This window comes from Macellibacteroides fermentans, assembly GCF_013409575.1.
GTDB classification, from domain to species: Bacteria; Bacteroidota; Bacteroidia; order Bacteroidales; family Tannerellaceae; genus Macellibacteroides; species Macellibacteroides fermentans.
In genome coordinates, this window is record NZ_JACCCY010000003.1 from 497,512 (window position 1) to 515,650 (window position 18,139).

Genomic DNA, 18,139 nt, shown 5'->3' on the forward strand with positions numbered 1-18,139 from the left:
CAATGGAATATCAGATAAAAGCGCCTTCCAAATTACAGGCATCCATTCAGTTACCGGCATCCAAAAGCATCAGTAACCGTGCACTGATCTTACATGCATTAAGTTACAGTGCTTACGACATCGTTAATTTATCCGATTGCGATGATACAAAAGTAATGGTAAATGCCCTTAATTCGGATGGCCGCGATTTTGACATTAAAGCAGCAGGAACCGCTATGCGGTTTTTAACCGCTTTCCTTTCAAAAATTGTGGGAGAATGGACAATAACCGGAACCGAACGCATGAAGAACCGTCCCATCAAGCTACTGGTTGATGCCTTGAACTCCTTAGGTGCCCGTATTGAGTACATTGAGAAAGAGGGTTATCCTCCGTTGCGGATTTTTGGTAGTGCATTGCAGGGCGGAGAGATATCTCTGTCCGGAGGAATCAGTTCACAATATATTTCGGCACTTCTCATGGTTGCCCCGCTTATGGAAAAAGGACTTACCATCCATCTGGAAGGTAACATAATATCCCGTCCTTACATCCAACTCACCCTTCAGCTGATGGAACAGTTCGGGGTGAAGGCTAATTGGTCTGGTCAGACTATAAAAGTATTGCCTCAGGAATATAAGCCGGTGCCCTTTACCGTGGAATCCGATTGGAGCGCCGCCTCGTATTGGTATCAAATGGCAGCCCTGAACAAAGATGCTGAAATTGAATTGTTAGGGTTGTTTAAAAATAGTTTACAGGGTGACTCGGCTGTAGCCGGATTATTTACGCAACTGGGTATTACAACCTCTTACACAAACAAGGGAGTTCTTTTAAAAAAGAACGGAAACCGATGCACAAAGTTCAATCATAATTTTGTGAATGAACCCGATCTTGCACAAACCTTTGTGGTTACTTGTGTGTTACTTAACGTACACTTCCGTTTCTCTGGATTGCAGAGTTTGAAAATAAAAGAAACCGATCGCATCGAAGCCTTATGTAACGAGTTGCGAAAACTTGGCTATCTGATTCATGTTGAAGGAAACAGTGTGATGGAATGGAATGGAGAGCGTTGCGAACCAATGGATCACCCGGTGATCAACACCTATGAAGATCATCGTATGGCCATGGCTTTTGCTCCGGTAGCTCTTGCACTCCCTCAGGGTATCTGTATTGCTGATCCGGAGGTGGTGAGCAAATCATATCCAAATTTTTGGAATGATTTACTAAAAGCTGGTTTTGAAATTAAAGATTAAATTATTGGCTCTATGTGGTTTATCGTTATTGGAATTATTGTATTGGGCATCCTTGCCGCCATTGCTGGTCATTTGCGGAATAAGAAATTGCAGGGGATGTTGGAGAGGGGAGAAATCAAAGAAATTCCCGAGCCGAAAGAGATATCTGAAGGATGCTGCGGACAGCATGAAACCTGCGAAAAAGACAGCCTGCTTGCTGCTGTAAGCAAGAAAATAGAATATTACGAAGATGAAGATCTGGATCGTTTCATCGGTACTGCTGCAGATGCATATTCGGAAAATGAAGTTGAAGAATTCCGTGAAGTTCTCTATACGCTTCAGGAAGTTGAAGTGGCCGGATGGATCCGCAGCCTGCTTTTACGGGGTATCGAATTGCCCGATGCCCTGAAAGATGAAGCATTTCTGATTCTTGGTGAACGACGTATACACGCCTAACGTATGACAGATCTACTGCAATATGCATTTTTTCAAAACGCCTTGATAGGAAGCTTTCTAACAGCGATTGCCTGTGGAATTGTTGGCACCTATATCGTATCCAGAAGGTTGGTGTTTATTACCGGCGGAATCACCCATGCCTCATTCGGAGGATTAGGTATCGGCTTTTTTGCCGGCATAAATCCTATTCTCTCGGCTTTGATCTTTTCTATTCTTTCCGCCTTCGGAGTAGAATGGGTTAGCCGCAAACAGGGGGTGAGGGAAGATTCGGCTATAGCCGGGTTCTGGTCTCTGGGTATGGCTTTGGGAGTTATCGCCATATTTATGACTCCGGGGTTTGCTCCTAACCTATCCGCCTACCTTTTCGGAAATATTCTTACAATTTCATATACCGATATCCTTTGGATAAGTATATTGTCGGTTGTACTCATTGTTTTTTTCGTGCTTTTCCACAGGGAAATTCTTTATGTAGCATTCGACAACGACTTTGCGTTAACCCAACGTTTGCCGGTAAAACTGGTGGAATATACCATGATGTGCTTTATTGCCATTACGATTGTACTGTCTATCCGTTTGGTTGGAATTATGCTGCTTATGTCTATGGTAACTCTGCCACAGATAACCGTCAATCTCTTCACATCCAATTTTAATAAGATTATCTGGGGAAGTATTTTTATAGGATTTATTGGATGTTTGTCAGGATTAATCTTGTCCTATTTATTAAACGTACCTTCGGGAGCTTTTATCATTCTGGTATTGGTCATTTTCTTTTTAGTGGCAAAAGGGCTATTATTCTTCCGTAAAAAACAATAAAACAGGTTCATTTCTGTTTATTAAGTTGTTAAAACAGGCAACATTGAAAAAACAGACCGGCTATATAAGCGCATTATGTGTGTTTGTGTTGCTGGCATCGTGCAGTACAAAAGAAAATACGATGTCCAGTAGGTTTTATCATGCCTTTACCTCCCGGTATAATATCTACTTCAACGGCAAGACATCCTTCGACGAATCAATGAAATCGCTTCAAGACGGACATAAAGATAATTATACCGAACAGCTGCTTATGTATCCGGTAAGCGGACTCTCTAAAGAGAAACAAACTACAGGAGGATCTTTCGACCGTGCGATAGAGAAGAGTAACAAAGCCATTAAACTCCATTCCATACAGACGAAACCGCTTAAGAAACCAGGTTGGCGAAATGACCCCAAACAAAAAGCGTTGCAGGAGATGGAAGAGTACAACCCATTTTTAAAGAAGTGCTGGCTGCTATTGGGTGAAAGTCAATTTTACAATGCTGACTTTTTGCAGGCATCGGCCACTTTTTCCTATATCGCCCGTCATTATGCCCAGGATGAAGAAATGGTTGCCGAAGCAAAACTCTGGCAAGCCAGGTCATATGCTGAGCTGGGGTGGATGTATGAGTCGGAAGACATCCTGAATAAATTAAATATCAATGGTATTCCCAAAAGTAAGCAACGCAGGTATGCTTCAGTATATGCAGATTATCTGATTAAAAGCAAGCAGAGCAAAGAGGCTATCCCCTACCTTATAACTGCCATCAAAGCTGAGAAAAACAGGAAACAGCGTACCCGAATGAAATATCTTCTAGGTCAATTATATGCTGGTGAAGGATTGGATGGTCTGGCTTATAAAACTTTTGGCCAGGTTATCAGTGCAAATCCTCCATACGAAATGGAATTTGCAGCGCGTATCCGTCAGACCGAAGTTTTTCCCGGAGGAAATGCAACTAAAATAATTCGCAGATTGCAGAGTATGGCCCGTAGCGAAAAGAATGTAGATTACTTAGATCAGGTGTATTATGCTATCGGGAATGTGTATATGAGTCAGCAAGACACAATCCGTGCCATCGAAAGTTACGAATCAGCCATCGAAAAAAGTAAACGGAACGGATTGGATAAAGCGATCTGTCAACTTCGTCTCGGAGATATCTATTTCAAACAACGTGCCTACGAAAAAGCACAGCCCTGTTTCCTGGGAGCATTAACTGCTCTAGATAAAAAACACCGCGATTACGAACGGGTTGCTAAACAGTCTGTCATTCTGGACGAGCTTGTTATCCATACTGAAGCCGTTCATCTGCAAGACAGTCTGCAAACCCTTGCCAAAATGAGCGAACCGGAACGACTTGCCGTTATTGGTAAAATTATTGATAAAGTAAAAAAGGACGAGGAAGAACAAAAAAGAGCAGCTGAACAAGCCGCTTTCTTAGCCGAACAGGATGCCAAAGGAAGTGGAATAAACCGTACTGGCACAGGAACCCAAACAGTTACCATGCCGGTAGCAACAGGAGAGAATTCGTTTTATTTTTACAATCCTCAAACTGTTGCCGATGGAAAAAGACAGTTTCAGACCCGCTGGGGAAGACGATTACTTGAAGACAATTGGCGCAGGCTTAAAAAAGCAATGAATACTTTCGTTGATAATCAGGATAGTAATGTACTTTCAGACAATGTACAAGACACTGCTCCCGACAGGGGAAATCAGGTAGTTTCTGTAGATTCTCTACCTTCGCCTGTAGCTTCTCAAGATCCAAAAGATCCGGCATTTTACCTCCAGCAGATCCCACTAACGGAAGAAGACCTGCAGGCATCGGATCTTATAATTGCCGACGGGCTCTTTAACATGGGAAAGATATATAAAGACAAACTGGAAGACCTTCCGCTGGCTATTGAAACCTTTGAAACGTTGGACAGACGCTTTCCTCAAAATAAATATCGTTTAGACAGCTATTATCAATTGTATCTGATGGGATTACGATTGGAAGACCGTTCGCTTGCAGCCCAATATAAAAGTAAGCTTATGCAAACTTTTCCGGAAAGTGATTATGCTCTGGCAGTCGCAGACCCCAATTATGCTTATAATATCCGTATGATGGACCGTGTACAGGATTCCATTTACGAAAGAACCTATAACCAATACCTGGTCGGCGACACAACCAATGTAAGAGATAATTACAGGAAGGTAACAACCGCCTATCCGTTATCCAAGTTATTACCGAAATTCACATTCCTTGAGGCTCTAACATATGTTCAGTCAGGCGATGCCAACCGTTTCAAAGAGGCTCTCAAAGCATTGGTAGAGAAATATCCTCAAGCCGATGTAACTGAACTGGCAGGCGAAATGCTCAAGGGAGTCCTGCGCGGACGTTCTATGGTACAAGGGGATGTTACCGGGATGAAATGGAATATGCGTTTCGGACTTCAAAATGGGATCGAGCCAGGCGCTATCGATTCAACCCGTACCTTTACTGCCGGAATAAATGAGCCTTATCGGATGTTACTAATTTACCCGGCAGGAAAAGTGGAACTGAATCAACTCCTTTTCACTGTAGCCTCCTATAATTTTGCCAACTTTATGATAAAGGAATTCGACTTAAGCAGCGAATCTTTTGGAGAAATGAATATGCTCTTTATACGTGGTTTTGTTGGGATGGAAGAAATTCTGCAGTATTACCGTATGATCCATTCAGATTCCGGATATGCTGCAAATATCGAAAAAGCTGTAGGTATCCTACCCATCTCCGAATCCAATTATGAGGTGCTGATTCATGGCAAGACATTAGACGAATACATTACTTTTTTCAATGAAAACTTTGGCGAATCAGCTCCCGAAATCGTATCACGCTGGCGTATCCGGCTAATGGATCAAGCTGACGAAACAACCGAGATTCCGGCACCGTCTATCGCATCTGATGTTACAGATCAACAAGCAGATTCTACGAATACACAGTCTGCCGTTCCGGATTCAATTCAACTCATACAACGACCAATTGATTCTCTTCTACTAGATCGAACAGAAAAGGCGACAGTTATTCCAACGGATAGTATCCGGGTGAATGAAATAATACAGGATACGCTCCCGGAATCCGAATTTGGCGCAGACAGCATTGGATCAATTGTTCCTGAATCAAAAGAGTTGACTCTGAAAGAAATTCAGGCAATCCGTGCAAAGGAAGCTGCAGAAGAAGAGGCCCGAAAGAAACAGCAACGTGAAGAATTTGAAGCCAAACAAAAGGCTGATAAGGAATTGCAGGAACAAAAGGCGAAAGAACGTGCAGATATCCTGAAAAAGCAGGAAATTGAAAATCAAGCTTTGCTCAAAGCTAAAGCCGACAGGGAGAAAGCGCTTGAAAAGGAACAAAAAGATCGGTTGAAGCAAGCAGAAGCTGCCCGTAAACAGAAGATCAAGGAACGGAAATTACTCCTTAAAGAAAAGGAACGGGCCTATAAAGAGCAACTCAAAAAGCGTGAAGCCGAACGTAAACAAAAGGAGAAACTCTATCAGCAAAAACTTAGAGACCGCGAAAAGGCACGTAGAGAAGCATTAAAACAGAAGTAACCAATCGCAGACATATAAAAATCTTCTCTGTTTTGTTAGTACTTTTTGCCTAAAATGTATATACTTATTTACCAAAATGTATATACTTCTTGTCCAAAATGTACCTGATTTTTTTGAGGCATGTCTTTCTTTTGATTCGTAATGAATTTGGTACCGGACCGGTTTTCATTCCTATATGTTTGAATGTTCAAAGATATAGGAACGGTTTCTCAAAGATATATCTTTGGGGATTGAAAGATATATATTTGCCGATAAAAAGTACCGGGTTTCCGCACAACAGGCCTTACTTGTTGAATTACCTTACAGATTTCACGAAAATATCCTTCACTTCCTTCACCTGTACACATAAAATGCTATCCATCAATTAATTACAATTACTAAACAATCAGATATCCTTCACTTTTTCACCAATATCCTTCACTTTTTGAGAAATAACCTTCACTTTCCGGCAGATATCCTTCACTTTAAAGAGGATGAGAGAAAGAATACGACAATGAAGAATAAAAAAACAGGCCGTCTCTTATGGGGACGGCCTGTTGATTATTTTATAAGAAAATCTTATTTTACATTTTTTACTTTGATAAGGTATTCTGCGATCTGAACAGCATTTAAAGCTGCTCCCTTTTTAATTTGATCACTTACCGTCCAGAAAGTCAGACCATTCGGATTAGTCAGATCCTTGCGGATTCTACCAACATAAACTGGTTCCTTATCAGCTACAAATAATGGCATTGGATATTCCTTTGCAGCAGGGTTGTCTTGTAAAACAATTCCTTCGGCTTTGGCAAATGCCTCCTTGGCTTCCTCCACACTGATGGGCTTTTCTGTTTCCACCCAGGTAGATTCAGAATGAGCACGCATTACCGGAACACGAACACATGTGGCGCTGACTTCAATATCAGAGTGCATGATTTTACGTGTTTCGTGGTACATCTTCATCTCTTCCTTTGTATAACCGTTATCGGTAAATACATCCACCTGAGGAATCAGGTTATAAGCCAGCTGATAAGCAAACTTTTCTACTGTAGGTTTATCTCCCTTCAGTATCTCTTCGTATTGTTTTATCAACTCTGCCATGGCAGTAGCTCCTGCTCCACTGGCAGCCTGGTAGGTTGAAACATGTACTTTCTTAATGTGAGAAATACCTTCGATTGCCTTTAATGCAACAACCATCTGAATGGTCGTACAATTAGGGTTGGCAATAATCCCCTTCGGGCGGTTCAATGCATCCTCCGGATTCACCTCGGGAACCACCAATGGAACATCAGCGTCCATACGGAAAGCACTTGAGTTGTCTATCATCACCGCACCATGTTTGGTAATGGTTTCTGCAAACTCAATGGAAGTACCTCCACCTGCCGAAACGAAAGCAATGTCGATCCCTTTAAAGTCGTCGTTATGCTTGAGCTCTTTCACGGTGTACTGTTTACCTTTAAAAGTATAAACACGTCCGGCACTACGGGATGAACCAAAAAGGATCAGCTCATCCATCGGGAAGTTTCTCTCGTCTAGCACACGTAGGAATTCTTGTCCTACTGCTCCGCTAACACCAACAATTGCTACTTTCATTTTGAGCACAATTTAAAATTAAAAATAATTAGTACTATTTCGTTCTATGCAAAATAGTTTTATATCTTTGTACTTTACAAGGCACAGTATCCGAAGTTAACATTCGGCTTGCAAAGATATACCTATTTCTACAAAACCTTACTATTATGAAACATATTTTTCTTTTTTTACTCTGTTTCCTTTCTTTTTTAACAAAATCGCAGACTTCAGACACTTTTTCGTCGTCATATATCACTGCAACCAATGCATGGACAGGTGATACAGCGTCATTTTATGTTACAACCGATGGATGGCTACAACTTGACGATTTGTATGAACAGGGAAATGCTTCACTGCAATTGCCTGTCAATTATAATAAAAACATGGAATGGGAACTAGATGTTCAACTTTATTTTAATTCATCCAATGCCAATAATGTACGTCTCTATGTTCTCTCGTCGGGCGAAAATATAGATCCGGATGAAACGCATTATTATGTTCAGGTAGGTCACAACGACGATAATATATCTTTATACAGCGTAAAAGGGACGGCAACAGCCAAACGACTCATCAAAGGTCGATTGGGACTGCTGGACAAGGAAGATGTTGAAGTGAATGTAAAGCTAAGATTAGAAAACGGAACACACTGGAAATTATATAGCCGCCTTTCGGACGAAACGTCCTATCGCCTCGAAGGAGATACCATCCTGAAACAAGTAGTGATTCCTCCATCAGGTACTTTCAAGATAAATTGCCGTTACAGCAAAACCCGCAGTTATCATTTTGCTTTCGACAATCTGTTAATTACCGGCGATTCAATTGATATGGCCGACACCATGCCTCCCTGTATCACTGCAATAGAAGCCATATCCGATTCGATTCTGCGATTTACCTTCGACGAACCTATAGAATCATCTGCGGCTTCCTGCTCTATAGATGAAATGGGACCGGTATCAATCAAGACTGTATCGGCAAACGCAAATCAACTGCTTGTTGTAACTCCCGACACTATGATAAATGGGAAAGATTATACGTTGTGCTGGGAAAATCTGACTGATTTGTCGGGAAACGTGTTGGTCGACAACTGCTTTCAGTTCACCTTCTCATTGGAAGAAATACCTCCTGCCCCCGACAATCCCGAGATCGGCAACCCAAATGAAGAAGATCACAGAGTTACATTCAGTGTAAAACCATTTGACATTGTATTCAACGAAATTCTGCCCGATCCGCATACCGGAGGAAGTGAGTACATCGAGTTGTATAATCGCAGCGGAGGAGATCTTAGAGCAGACAGCCTGTCCATTGCCATCCGTAAGATTGATGGAAGCCTGGCTACTATTTATCCGCTATCCGGGTTAGAGGTTACAATCGTAAAGGATTCATATCTGGTTTTAACGAAAGACAAGGAGGGTGTTCTCATGCATTACGATACCCCTACTCCGGAATTGATCCGGTCTGTAAAACTTCCGACCCTGGCTAATACCTCTTCCACAGTAGTATTGTTGAATCATCACACCAAAGAGGTTATTGATGAAATCTCCTACAGTCACAAATGGCACAACGCCTTTGTGTCAGACAGTAAAGGTTTTGCATTGGAAAGGATAGATCCGGAATCGACCACTCAAGACCAGCGCAACTGGGCAACAGCAGCGGCAGAAGCCGGTCATGGAACCCCAGGATTCCAAAATACTCAATATGGAGTAATAAAAGACGGTCCTCAAACCAGTATTGAAATTCCGGTATTCTCGCCAGATAATAATTGTTGGAATCTAGCTTACCATACAGATCAATCGGGTTACAGTTGTAGAATCATGGTATTTGATCCAGCCGGAAGACAAGTGGCAATCCTGAAAAACCACGAGTTAATCGGCCAAAAAGGTTCTCTCTTTTGGGATGGAAAAGGAAACGGCGGAAAAAAACTTTCCGCCGGCCTGTATATTCTGTATGCAGAGATTTATCACCCTTCGGGAGTAATCTACCGCTCTAAGAAAGCATTCTCGTACTTCTGATATCAGTAACTGAAGCTGCTTCCGCCTAAGAACTCCCGTAAAAGGGATGTAGGAGGAAGTTCAGTTTCATGAATGTAATTGAAATAACGTAAGAAGCGTAGCAAACGGTAAGCCTCTGCATTCTCTTCTTCTATTTCGAGCACTTCCATCAAAATGGGCTCAGCATATTTACGCAAGGCTGCCAGTTCATACAACATAGCACTGTTAAACATGGCATCGGCATTCTCCTGATAGGGAAAAATCCACTTATCTTCGCCTTTTCGCACACTCTCCCACCTTGCGATCGTGTCTTTGGCCGAATAGCCTCTGAAACGATAATCACGTACGATCCTTCGCAACAACCGGTTATCAGTTGTTGGAATCCAGTTATGATTATCCAGCGAAATTGAGGTAAGCGCAGATACGTATACCTTATACTTATAGTGATCATCTAAAATTGAGGTGAGCTCCGGATTCAACGCATGAATACCTTCAATTATGAGAATAGAATTCGGTCCCATTTTCAATTTGTTGCCTTTGTAAATTCGGGAACCTGTTTCAAAGCTAAATGTTGGCAATGCAATTTCCTCACCGTTGATGGCCTTTTGCAGATCACTATTAAAATAAGGAAGGTCCAGTGCATAAAGCGACTCAAAATCATATTCACCCTTTTCATCTTTAGGTGTATGCTCTCTGTCCAGAAAATAATCGTCCAGCGAAATACTCACCGGATGAATAAGGTTGGTGATCAATTGAATCTGCAGACGTTTACAAAAGGTGGTTTTTCCAGAAGAAGAAGGACCCGAGATAAGGACCATCCGCACCCCATTGTCGCGGAAACGGCAGGCTATTTCCTCTGCTATTTTGGCTACAGATTTTTCCTGCATGGCTTCCGAAACCATAATAATTTCGGGAGTCATCCCTTTTCGTATCGCCTTGTTCAGATCGCCAACATTATTCAGCCCCACCGTATCCAGCAGCGTGAGATGCTCCTTATAAGCTTGAAACATCTTATCCTGCTTAATTACAGGTTCAAGCTCCTGAGGGTCGGACCTACGGGGTATTCGAAGCAAAACGCCATCGAAATAGGGAACAATGTCAAACAGTTGGATATATCCGGTAGAAGGTGTTAGACAACCATAAAAATAATTGATATAGCCATCCAGGTCGTAATACATTGTATAGGGCATCCCGGTTGTTTCCACAAGCAGCTCTTTATCGAACAAACCCCGTTCATGAAAGAGCTTGACTGCATCGGATGTTCGGGTGTTCTTAAAGCGAAAAGGTATGTCGGCATCGATAATCTCACGCATGCGTGTACGGATCTTTTCGATGGTCTGATGATCTATTGATTTCCCATTATGTATCTTGCAAAAATACCCTTTGGAAACGGGGTGCTCCAAATTGAGCGTAGCCGTAGGCAATACATCGTGAACTGCTTTGGAAAAAACAAAGCAGAGGGAACGGACGTAGGTACGCTGACCAGACAATTGTGTATAATCGATAAATTCCACATCCTTAGGGTAATAACAACGAAATGTAAGTCCTTCCACTTTATTGTTTACCCGGGCATTCATGGGCCGGTTCTTAAGCGGTGATCCCACTGCAGTATAAATATCCAGCAGGGTGGCTCCCAGGGGTACATCTTTATATACGTTGTTATTCTTACAGTAAATTGTGATGGTTTCTGTCATAGTTATTCAATATTTATTTATAGATTTGCATGATAAAGTTAGGAATATAAATCGGATTTTACTATCCAATTAAACGATTTTTAAATGGATTATTCATTTTTTGATTTTCTGACCCTTATCGGATCATTAGGTTTATTCCTCTATGGAATGAAGATAATGAGTGAAGGGCTCCAGAAAGTCGCTGGGGATAAACTTCGTTCTATCCTGTCGGTAATGACAACCAATCGGGTTACAGGAATTCTTACAGGGGTATTAATTACTGCACTCGTTCAATCATCTAGTGCAACAACCGTTATGGTTGTAAGTTTTGTAAATGCAGGTCTGCTTTCGCTGGCCCAGTCCATCGGAGTAATCATGGGGGCAAATGTGGGAACAACCGTTACTGCATGGATTATTTCTCTGTTTGGATTTAAAGTAGATATCAGTATTTTTGCATTGCCCTTAATAGGGATAAGTATTCCTCTGATATTTTCAGGAAAAAGTAAACGAAAGTCCTGGGGGGAATTTTTTCTAGGCTTCTCTTTTCTTTTCATGGGACTCTCATTTCTAAAATCATCTGTCCCTGATCTCCAAAGTAACCCTCAGGTTCTTGCATTTTTACAGAATTATACATCAATGGGATTTCCTTCCCTACTTATCTTTCTTTTCCTTGGAACCATTTTAACAATCATTGTTCAGTCTTCCAGCGCAACAGTTGCAATTACTTTGATTATGTGCACCAAAGGATGGATTCCTTTTGAAATGGCCGCAGCAATGGTTTTGGGAGAGAATATTGGTACAACCATTACGGCAAATATTGCTGCTATTTCAGCCAATGTCTCTGCAAAACGTGCAGCATTAGCTCATTTGATGTTTAATGTGTTTGGTGTATTTTGGGTTTTAGTGGTTTTTTATCCATTCATCCAAATGATTTCTTGGATAGTGACTAATTTCGGACCAGGAGATCCAAATGGAATTACCCACTTCCTAAGTAAATTAGATCCACGTACAATATCGCTGATTACTTCCAATATGGAGCTTACAGATCCATCATTGGTAGCTTTACAAAAACAACTATTATCCTTACAAGTTTCTGTATCGTACGGATTATCCCTGTTTCATACGGTATTCAACATCCTCAATGTATGTATTATGGTATGGTTTGTCAAATTCTATGTTTACGTTTGTTCGGCAGTTATCAAGCCCAAAAACGTAGCCGAAGAAGAAGAATTCCAGCTTCGGTATATCCCTTCGGGAATGCTTTCCACATCTGAGTTATCGTTGATGCAGGCAAAGAAGGAGATAGCCGTTTATGGAGACCGGACCTATCGTATGCTTGGCATGGTGAAAGAGTTGTTCTATGAGAAAAACGAAGATAAGTTTCTTAAAATTTACAGCCGGATTGAAAAGTATGAAAGCATAAGCGACCGGATGGAAGTTGAAATAGCAAATTATCTTACCTTTGTGGCGGAAGGTCGTTTAAGTTCCGAAAGCAAGGAGGAGATCCGTATCATGCTTCGGGCTGTTACGGAGATTGAAAGTATAGCCGACTCGTGCAATAACCTGGCCCGTGCCATCAAACGACGCAATGAAGGGAAAGGCGAGTTCACCGAATCGTTGAACCATAATATGGACCAGATGTTTGCGATAGTAGATCAGGCTTTACAACAAATGAATGTGATCTTACATAAACCGGAAGCAGTTCATGATGACATCAATGTCTCTTATAACGTAGAGAATGAAATCAACAATTACCGGAACCAGCTTAAGATCAAGAATATGGAAGATGTTAACAACAAAGCCTATGATTACCAGGTTGGGGTATACTATATGGATATGGTAGCCGAATGTGAAAAACTGGGTGATTATGTTCTTAATGTTGTTCAGGCAGTTATAGAAAAGAAAATTTAAAGCTGTATTTTAATCAGAAAAAGGCACAGCTTTCAGGGTTGTGCCTTTTTTTTCAACCACAAATAGACTAATGAATTTTTGAGTATTTATTTAATTGTAAAAACCATGATCAGAGTATTTTGTATTGTTATTTCGCTATGTATTTCCTGGGGATTGATTGCCCGGGATAAAAAAGAGTTTTTCCCAAAAAAGAATCTGACTACCGTTGGAGCCTACTATTATCCGGAACATTGGGATGAGAGTCAATGGGACCGCGATCTAAGGAAAATGTCCGAAATGGGATTTGAGTTTACCCATTTTGCCGAATTTGCATGGGCACAGCTCGAGCCCGAAGAAGGGAAGTACGATTTTGCATGGTTGGATAAGGCTATAGCTATCGCCGCTAAGCACAACCTGAAAGTTATATTGTGTACCTCCACCGCAACTCCACCGGTATGGTTGACACGTAAACATCCGGAAATCCTGATAAAGAATGAAAACGGAACGACGGTGGACCATGGGGCCCGTCAGCACGCCTCATTTTCAAGCACCTTCTACCGCCAGTATTCGCTTAAGATGATTGCTGAACTGGCTAAAAGGTATGGTAAAGACAGCCGGATAATGGGGTGGCAGCTTGACAATGAACCGGGTGTTCGTCAGGACTATAACACCGATGCGCTATTACGTTTCCGATCATTTTTACGGAATAAATACAACAACCAAATCCTAGAGCTCAACAAGGCGTGGGGAACAGCTTTCTGGAGTCAGATTTACAGTTCATTTGATCAGATTAATTTCCCACTTCCGTCAAATTGGGGACAAAATCCCCATCAAATGCTGGACTATAGAAGGTTTACCGCCTACGAATCGGCCTCTTTCCTTGATGAACAAGCTGCTGAAATCCGTAAATATAGTACTCCTGAACAATGGATCACCTCTAACTATATTCCGGATTATTGGGCTGGACACATAGGAAAATCCAAGTTGTTCGACTTTTACAGCTACACACGCTACATCGTTTCAGGGGGACTCGGAATCGGACAAAAGGGGTACCGTATTGGGGATCCGATGCTAATTCCCTTTGCCAACGACTACTTCCGTCCGATTGGTGGTATGTACGGTGTAATGGAACTTCAACCGGGTCAGGTAAACTGGGGTACAGTTAATCCGCAACCTTATCCGGGTGCTGTCCGATTGTGGTTATGGTCAGTTTTTGCCGGAGGAAGCGATTTTACGTGTACCTATCGTTTTCGCCAGCCAATCTATGGCGACGAACAGTATCATGCAGGAATTGTTGGGACTGATGGTGTCACACCTTCAAGAGGAGGATTGGAGTATCAGCAATTTATTACGGACATAGCCAAGCTTCGGAAACTATATAATCCCAAAGCTCAACTTCCGGCAGAATATACCAAACGAAAAACCGCTATCCTGCATAATGTAGACAACACATGGAGTATGAGTAAACAAAAACAAACCGTCGAATGGAATACCGATAACCATATTCAGAAATACTATAAGCCATTAAAGAGCTTCGGCGCTCCGGTAGATGTGGTTAATGAAGAAGCCGACTGGAACAAATATCCGGTACTTATCGCCCCGGCTTATCAATTGGTAGACGATCAGCTGATCGAGAAGTGGACAAATTATGCCAAACAGGGCGGACATTTGGTATTGTCTTGCCGTAGTGGACAGAAAGACCGCTTCGACCGCTTGTTTGAAATGCCATTTGGCGGAAAGATGGTCAATCTGATCGGGGCAAAAATGGATTTCTTCGACTTGCTTGTACCTTCAGATCCAGGTACTGTACAAATGAATGAAAAGAACTACCCTTGGGTTAGCTGGGGAGAAGTGTTTACTCCCGATAGTCAAACCGAGGTATGGGGTACCTATGTGAACGATTTCTATGCAGGCAAAGCAGCAGTACTGCATCGCAAGTTAGGCAAAGGAAGTGTAACTTACATCGGAGTAGACAGCAGCGACGGATCTTTGGAAAAGGATGTCCTTAAACGCGTCTATGCTTTAAACGGGACTTCATTGATGGACCTGCCTCAGGGAGTATGGATGGAATACCGCGATGGATTCGGTATTGCTGTCAATTACGGACCCGAAGCATTCGATTTCCCTCTTAACAACAAAGCACGAATCGTGATTGGGGAAAAGAAGATTCCTCTTGCCGGAGTTTTAGTCTGGGAAGAATAACCTCAACTAACGTAAGAAAGACAACGGTCTGCCGGTCCATGCTCACAGAGCTGGCGGCAGACCGTTCACTTTTTAATAAAAATATGTACATTTGCCCAAAATGAACGCATGATGAAAGTATTAATAACAGGAGCTAGTGGTTTTATTGGCGGATTTCTGGTGGAAGAAGCACTACGCAGAGGATACGAAACCTGGGCAGGCATCCGTGCCTCCAGTAACAGGAAGCGATTACAGGACAGCCGTATCCGGTTTATCGATTTACCGTACGACGACCCCGCAAAGCTGACGGAACAACTTACCGAACACGTCCGCCTGCATGGAGCCTGGGATTATATTATTCACAATGCAGGATTAATCAAAACATTGAAAAAAGAAAATTTCTACAAGGTTAATGCCGAGCAGACCCGGATCTTTCTGCAATCCCTTCAAGCATCGGGATGTTCTCCCAAAAAGTTTATTCTGATGAGCAGTCTCAGTAGTTTTGGACCGGGCGACGAAAAAACGTTCACGCCAATCAAACAGACCGATCCGCAAAGGCCCAATACAGTCTATGGAAAAAGTAAAATGCTGGCAGAAAAGTATGTTCGCGAACAGACCGGGTTTCCATACGTGATACTTTATCCTACAGGAGTATACGGACCGGGCGAACGAGACTATTTCATGGAGATACAAAGTATCCAATCCGGAATAGATATGGCCGCCGGATTTACTCCGCAGCAAATCACCTTCATCTATGTAAAAGACCTGGCCCGGGTTGCATTTCTGGCCATTGAAAACGAAAAGGCGCTAAACAAAGCCTATTTTGTGGCCGACGGCGATGTACATACCGACGAGTCTTTTGCCCGCATGATTCAGGATATTCTGGGCAAAAAATGGGTATTACGCGGACGGCTTCCTCTTGGCGTCGTTAAAATAGCCTGCTGGTGCTCGGAGATGATTGGCAAAATCATCGGTAAGGAGATGACGCTCAACACCGATAAATACATCATCCTGAAGCAGCGTAACTGGATTTGTGATATTACGCCACTGCAGGATGACTTGAACTTCAAAGCCTCTTATCCTTTACGAAAAGGGTTGGAAGAGAGCATTGACTGGTATCGTAAGGAGGGTTGGTTAAAACATTAATCTACTTTTGTAACGCTTCCCGACCCCATGTTTTTACTTTCAATTTGTGAAGCTGTGCCTTTATAGCGGATTTTACCGCTTCCGGCTACAGACGACTTGATACTGTTCATTACAGTAGCATCCACCTTTCCACTTCCGGCAATGCTGGAACTCAGATCGTTTATTTCACAATCAAAGGCGTTTACCTCACCACTTCCGGCGATATCCAACACTAAAGCCTTTACTTTACCTGCAAGATTGATGGCTCCGGAACCTGCAATATCACCGTCCACTTCCGTTCCTGTCAGATATGTGGCGTTAAACTTTCCACTACCGGCCAAATCAATCTTCACCTTGTCTACAAACGCAGTATCTTGCAACAGGATATCTCCGCTACCGGCAACATCCACCTCCAGCTCATTGGATCTGAAAGGACCTGCTACTATAAACTTGCCACTTCCTGCCAGGTCGAGCTTACGTAATTCTTTCGAATTACTCTTGATCACAAACTGAGTAGGACGCAGATTCATTCCTCTGCGCAACGGTCTTATAATAAGCTTACTTCCTTCAACTTTCACCTCAAGGACCTCTTTTATATTCTTATCCACCGTTATTTCCAGCGATGGTAACGAATCCACTTGTTGGTAAGTAAAATCCAAATGCCCCCCACTCACGGCAATCTCGGAATAATCTCCAATCGCTACCTGTTCTGTAACCAGATTTCCATCTCCCTGAATAACATGCATCGAACATCCGGTAGCAAGCAGCAGCGTAACAATCGCCGAAAAGAAAAATACTTTTGTTTTCATTTTAGTTCGTTTTGTAAATTTTTTCATTAATTAGCTTTACGAATAGATCCCGATCCTGAGGTATGAAAATCCACATCGGGAGCTCCTTTATATTGAATGTCGCCGCTTCCGGAAACAGACGCTTTAAGTTTATTGGAAGCCAGCACTTTCATATCGCCGCTACCAGACACAGCACAAGAAAGGTCGCCAACCCGGCATTCAAACGCATTGATATTTCCGCTTCCAGACACAGCAAAGTCTCCTACATTGGCTATACCACCCAGGTTGGCATTTCCGCTACCCGATATTTTGGTCTCCAATTGATTCGTTGAAATATTTTTAAGATAAAGATTCCCGCTGCCACTCACTTTGGCCGAGAATACCGAAGTTTTAATATTTTCGGATGCGCGTACAGAACCCGACCCTGAAACAGAAAGCAACAGCTTATCGGAATCCAAACGGCCTTCAATGCGAAAATCATAGCTTCCTCCCACCTTCACCTCTTGCAAGGAAGGCGAATGTCCACGTAACTCGAAGCGTGTAGGATTCACCTGGATATTCTTTTTGGTCTGTACAATCAGCTGACGGTTTTCAACCTTGATCTCAAGGTATTCGATCAGGTTTTCATCTAAAGTTACCTTAAGCGCAGCAGGCGCATCAGTCTGACTATAAATAAATACGGGCGTGGAACCGCTGTTTTTCTCTCCCGAGAACAATTTTTTAATACTCTCTCCTAAAGAAGAAGATACATTTCCTCCCAAACGAATGGATGAATAATCCGAGACTTTGATTTCCCTGGTAACTACAGAACCATTCCCTTTAATGTTTGCAGAGGCCCAACTGCTAAGGGAAGCCATCACCAGAACAACTACCCAGATAATTTTCTTATTACACATATCGTTGAATATTTATGGTTTCTATTTGT

General features: G+C 42.3%; 12 protein-coding genes. 8 read left to right on the plus strand and 4 right to left on the minus strand.

The genetic code is table 11. The features are described from left to right. Nucleotides 1-2: 2 nt before the first annotated feature. The 4 genes from F5613_RS11475 to porW are packed head-to-tail and all read left to right on the plus strand — an operon-like array spanning nt 3 to nt 6,021. Nucleotides 3-1,226: a 3-phosphoshikimate 1-carboxyvinyltransferase gene (locus F5613_RS11475; protein ID WP_179399852.1), complete on the plus strand. Its 1,224-nt coding sequence runs from the start codon at nt 3-5 to the stop codon at nt 1,224-1,226. Between the two features lie 12 nt (nt 1,227-1,238). Then, entirely contained in the window at nt 1,239-1,661 is a 423-nt protein-coding gene (locus F5613_RS11480; RefSeq protein WP_079682347.1) for a phospholipase, read from the plus strand. 3 nt (nt 1,662-1,664) lie between these two features. Then, entirely contained in the window at nt 1,665-2,474 is an 810-nt protein-coding gene (locus F5613_RS11485; RefSeq protein WP_068181460.1) for a metal ABC transporter permease, read from the plus strand. Nucleotides 2,475-2,517: 43 nt separating this feature from the next. Further along, nucleotides 2,518-6,021 carry a type IX secretion system periplasmic lipoprotein PorW/SprE gene (gene porW / locus F5613_RS11490; protein WP_394353468.1) on the plus strand — a complete coding sequence of 1,168 codons (3,504 nt, stop codon included), beginning with the start codon at nt 2,518-2,520 and terminating at the stop codon, nt 6,019-6,021. A gap of 558 nt (nt 6,022-6,579) precedes the next feature. Here porW and F5613_RS11495 read toward each other — a convergent pair. Next, nucleotides 6,580-7,590 carry an aspartate-semialdehyde dehydrogenase gene (locus tag F5613_RS11495; protein WP_079682345.1) on the minus strand — a complete coding sequence of 337 codons (1,011 nt, stop codon included), beginning with the start codon at nt 7,588-7,590 and terminating at the stop codon, nt 6,580-6,582. Nucleotides 7,591-7,736: 146 nt separating this feature from the next. On the opposite strand from F5613_RS11495, the gene F5613_RS11500 reads away from it, so the two are divergent. Next, nucleotides 7,737-9,578, plus strand: coding sequence for a lamin tail domain-containing protein (locus F5613_RS11500; protein WP_179399853.1), 1,842 nt, complete (start codon nt 7,737-7,739; stop codon nt 9,576-9,578). A 2-nt stretch (nt 9,579-9,580) separates the two neighbouring features. Here F5613_RS11500 and F5613_RS11505 read toward each other — a convergent pair whose 3' ends face one another. Further along, a complete protein-coding gene (locus tag F5613_RS11505) occupies nt 9,581-11,251 on the minus strand; it encodes a nucleoside kinase (RefSeq protein WP_179399854.1) in 1,671 nt (556 codons plus the stop codon). 84 nt (nt 11,252-11,335) lie between these two features. On the opposite strand from F5613_RS11505, the gene F5613_RS11510 reads away from it, so the two are divergent. From F5613_RS11510 to F5613_RS11520, 3 genes are all read left to right on the plus strand, one after another. Continuing rightward, the gene (locus F5613_RS11510) at nt 11,336-13,141 is read left to right on the plus strand and encodes a Na/Pi cotransporter family protein (protein WP_179399855.1); all 1,806 of its coding nucleotides are present in this window, start codon (nt 11,336-11,338) and stop codon (nt 13,139-13,141) included. A gap of 105 nt (nt 13,142-13,246) precedes the next feature. Beyond that, complete coding sequence (locus tag F5613_RS11515) at nt 13,247-15,322, plus strand: beta-galactosidase (RefSeq protein WP_179399856.1); 2,076 nt, start codon at nt 13,247-13,249, stop codon at nt 15,320-15,322. A 111-nt stretch (nt 15,323-15,433) separates the two neighbouring features. Then, nucleotides 15,434-16,447: an NAD-dependent epimerase/dehydratase family protein gene (locus tag F5613_RS11520; protein WP_179400027.1), complete on the plus strand. Its 1,014-nt coding sequence runs from the start codon at nt 15,434-15,436 to the stop codon at nt 16,445-16,447. Here the strand turns inward: F5613_RS11520 and F5613_RS11525 are convergent. Beyond that, nucleotides 16,444-17,235 (minus strand): head GIN domain-containing protein, encoded by a 792-nt coding sequence (locus F5613_RS11525; protein ID WP_179399857.1) that lies wholly within the window; start codon nt 17,233-17,235, stop codon nt 16,444-16,446. The two genes, F5613_RS11520 and F5613_RS11525, sit on opposite strands and share 4 nt — an antisense overlap. A gap of 26 nt (nt 17,236-17,261) precedes the next feature. Then, a complete protein-coding gene (locus F5613_RS11530) occupies nt 17,262-18,110 on the minus strand; it encodes a head GIN domain-containing protein (protein WP_068181439.1) in 849 nt (282 codons plus the stop codon). Nucleotides 18,111-18,139: the final 29 nt, after the last annotated feature.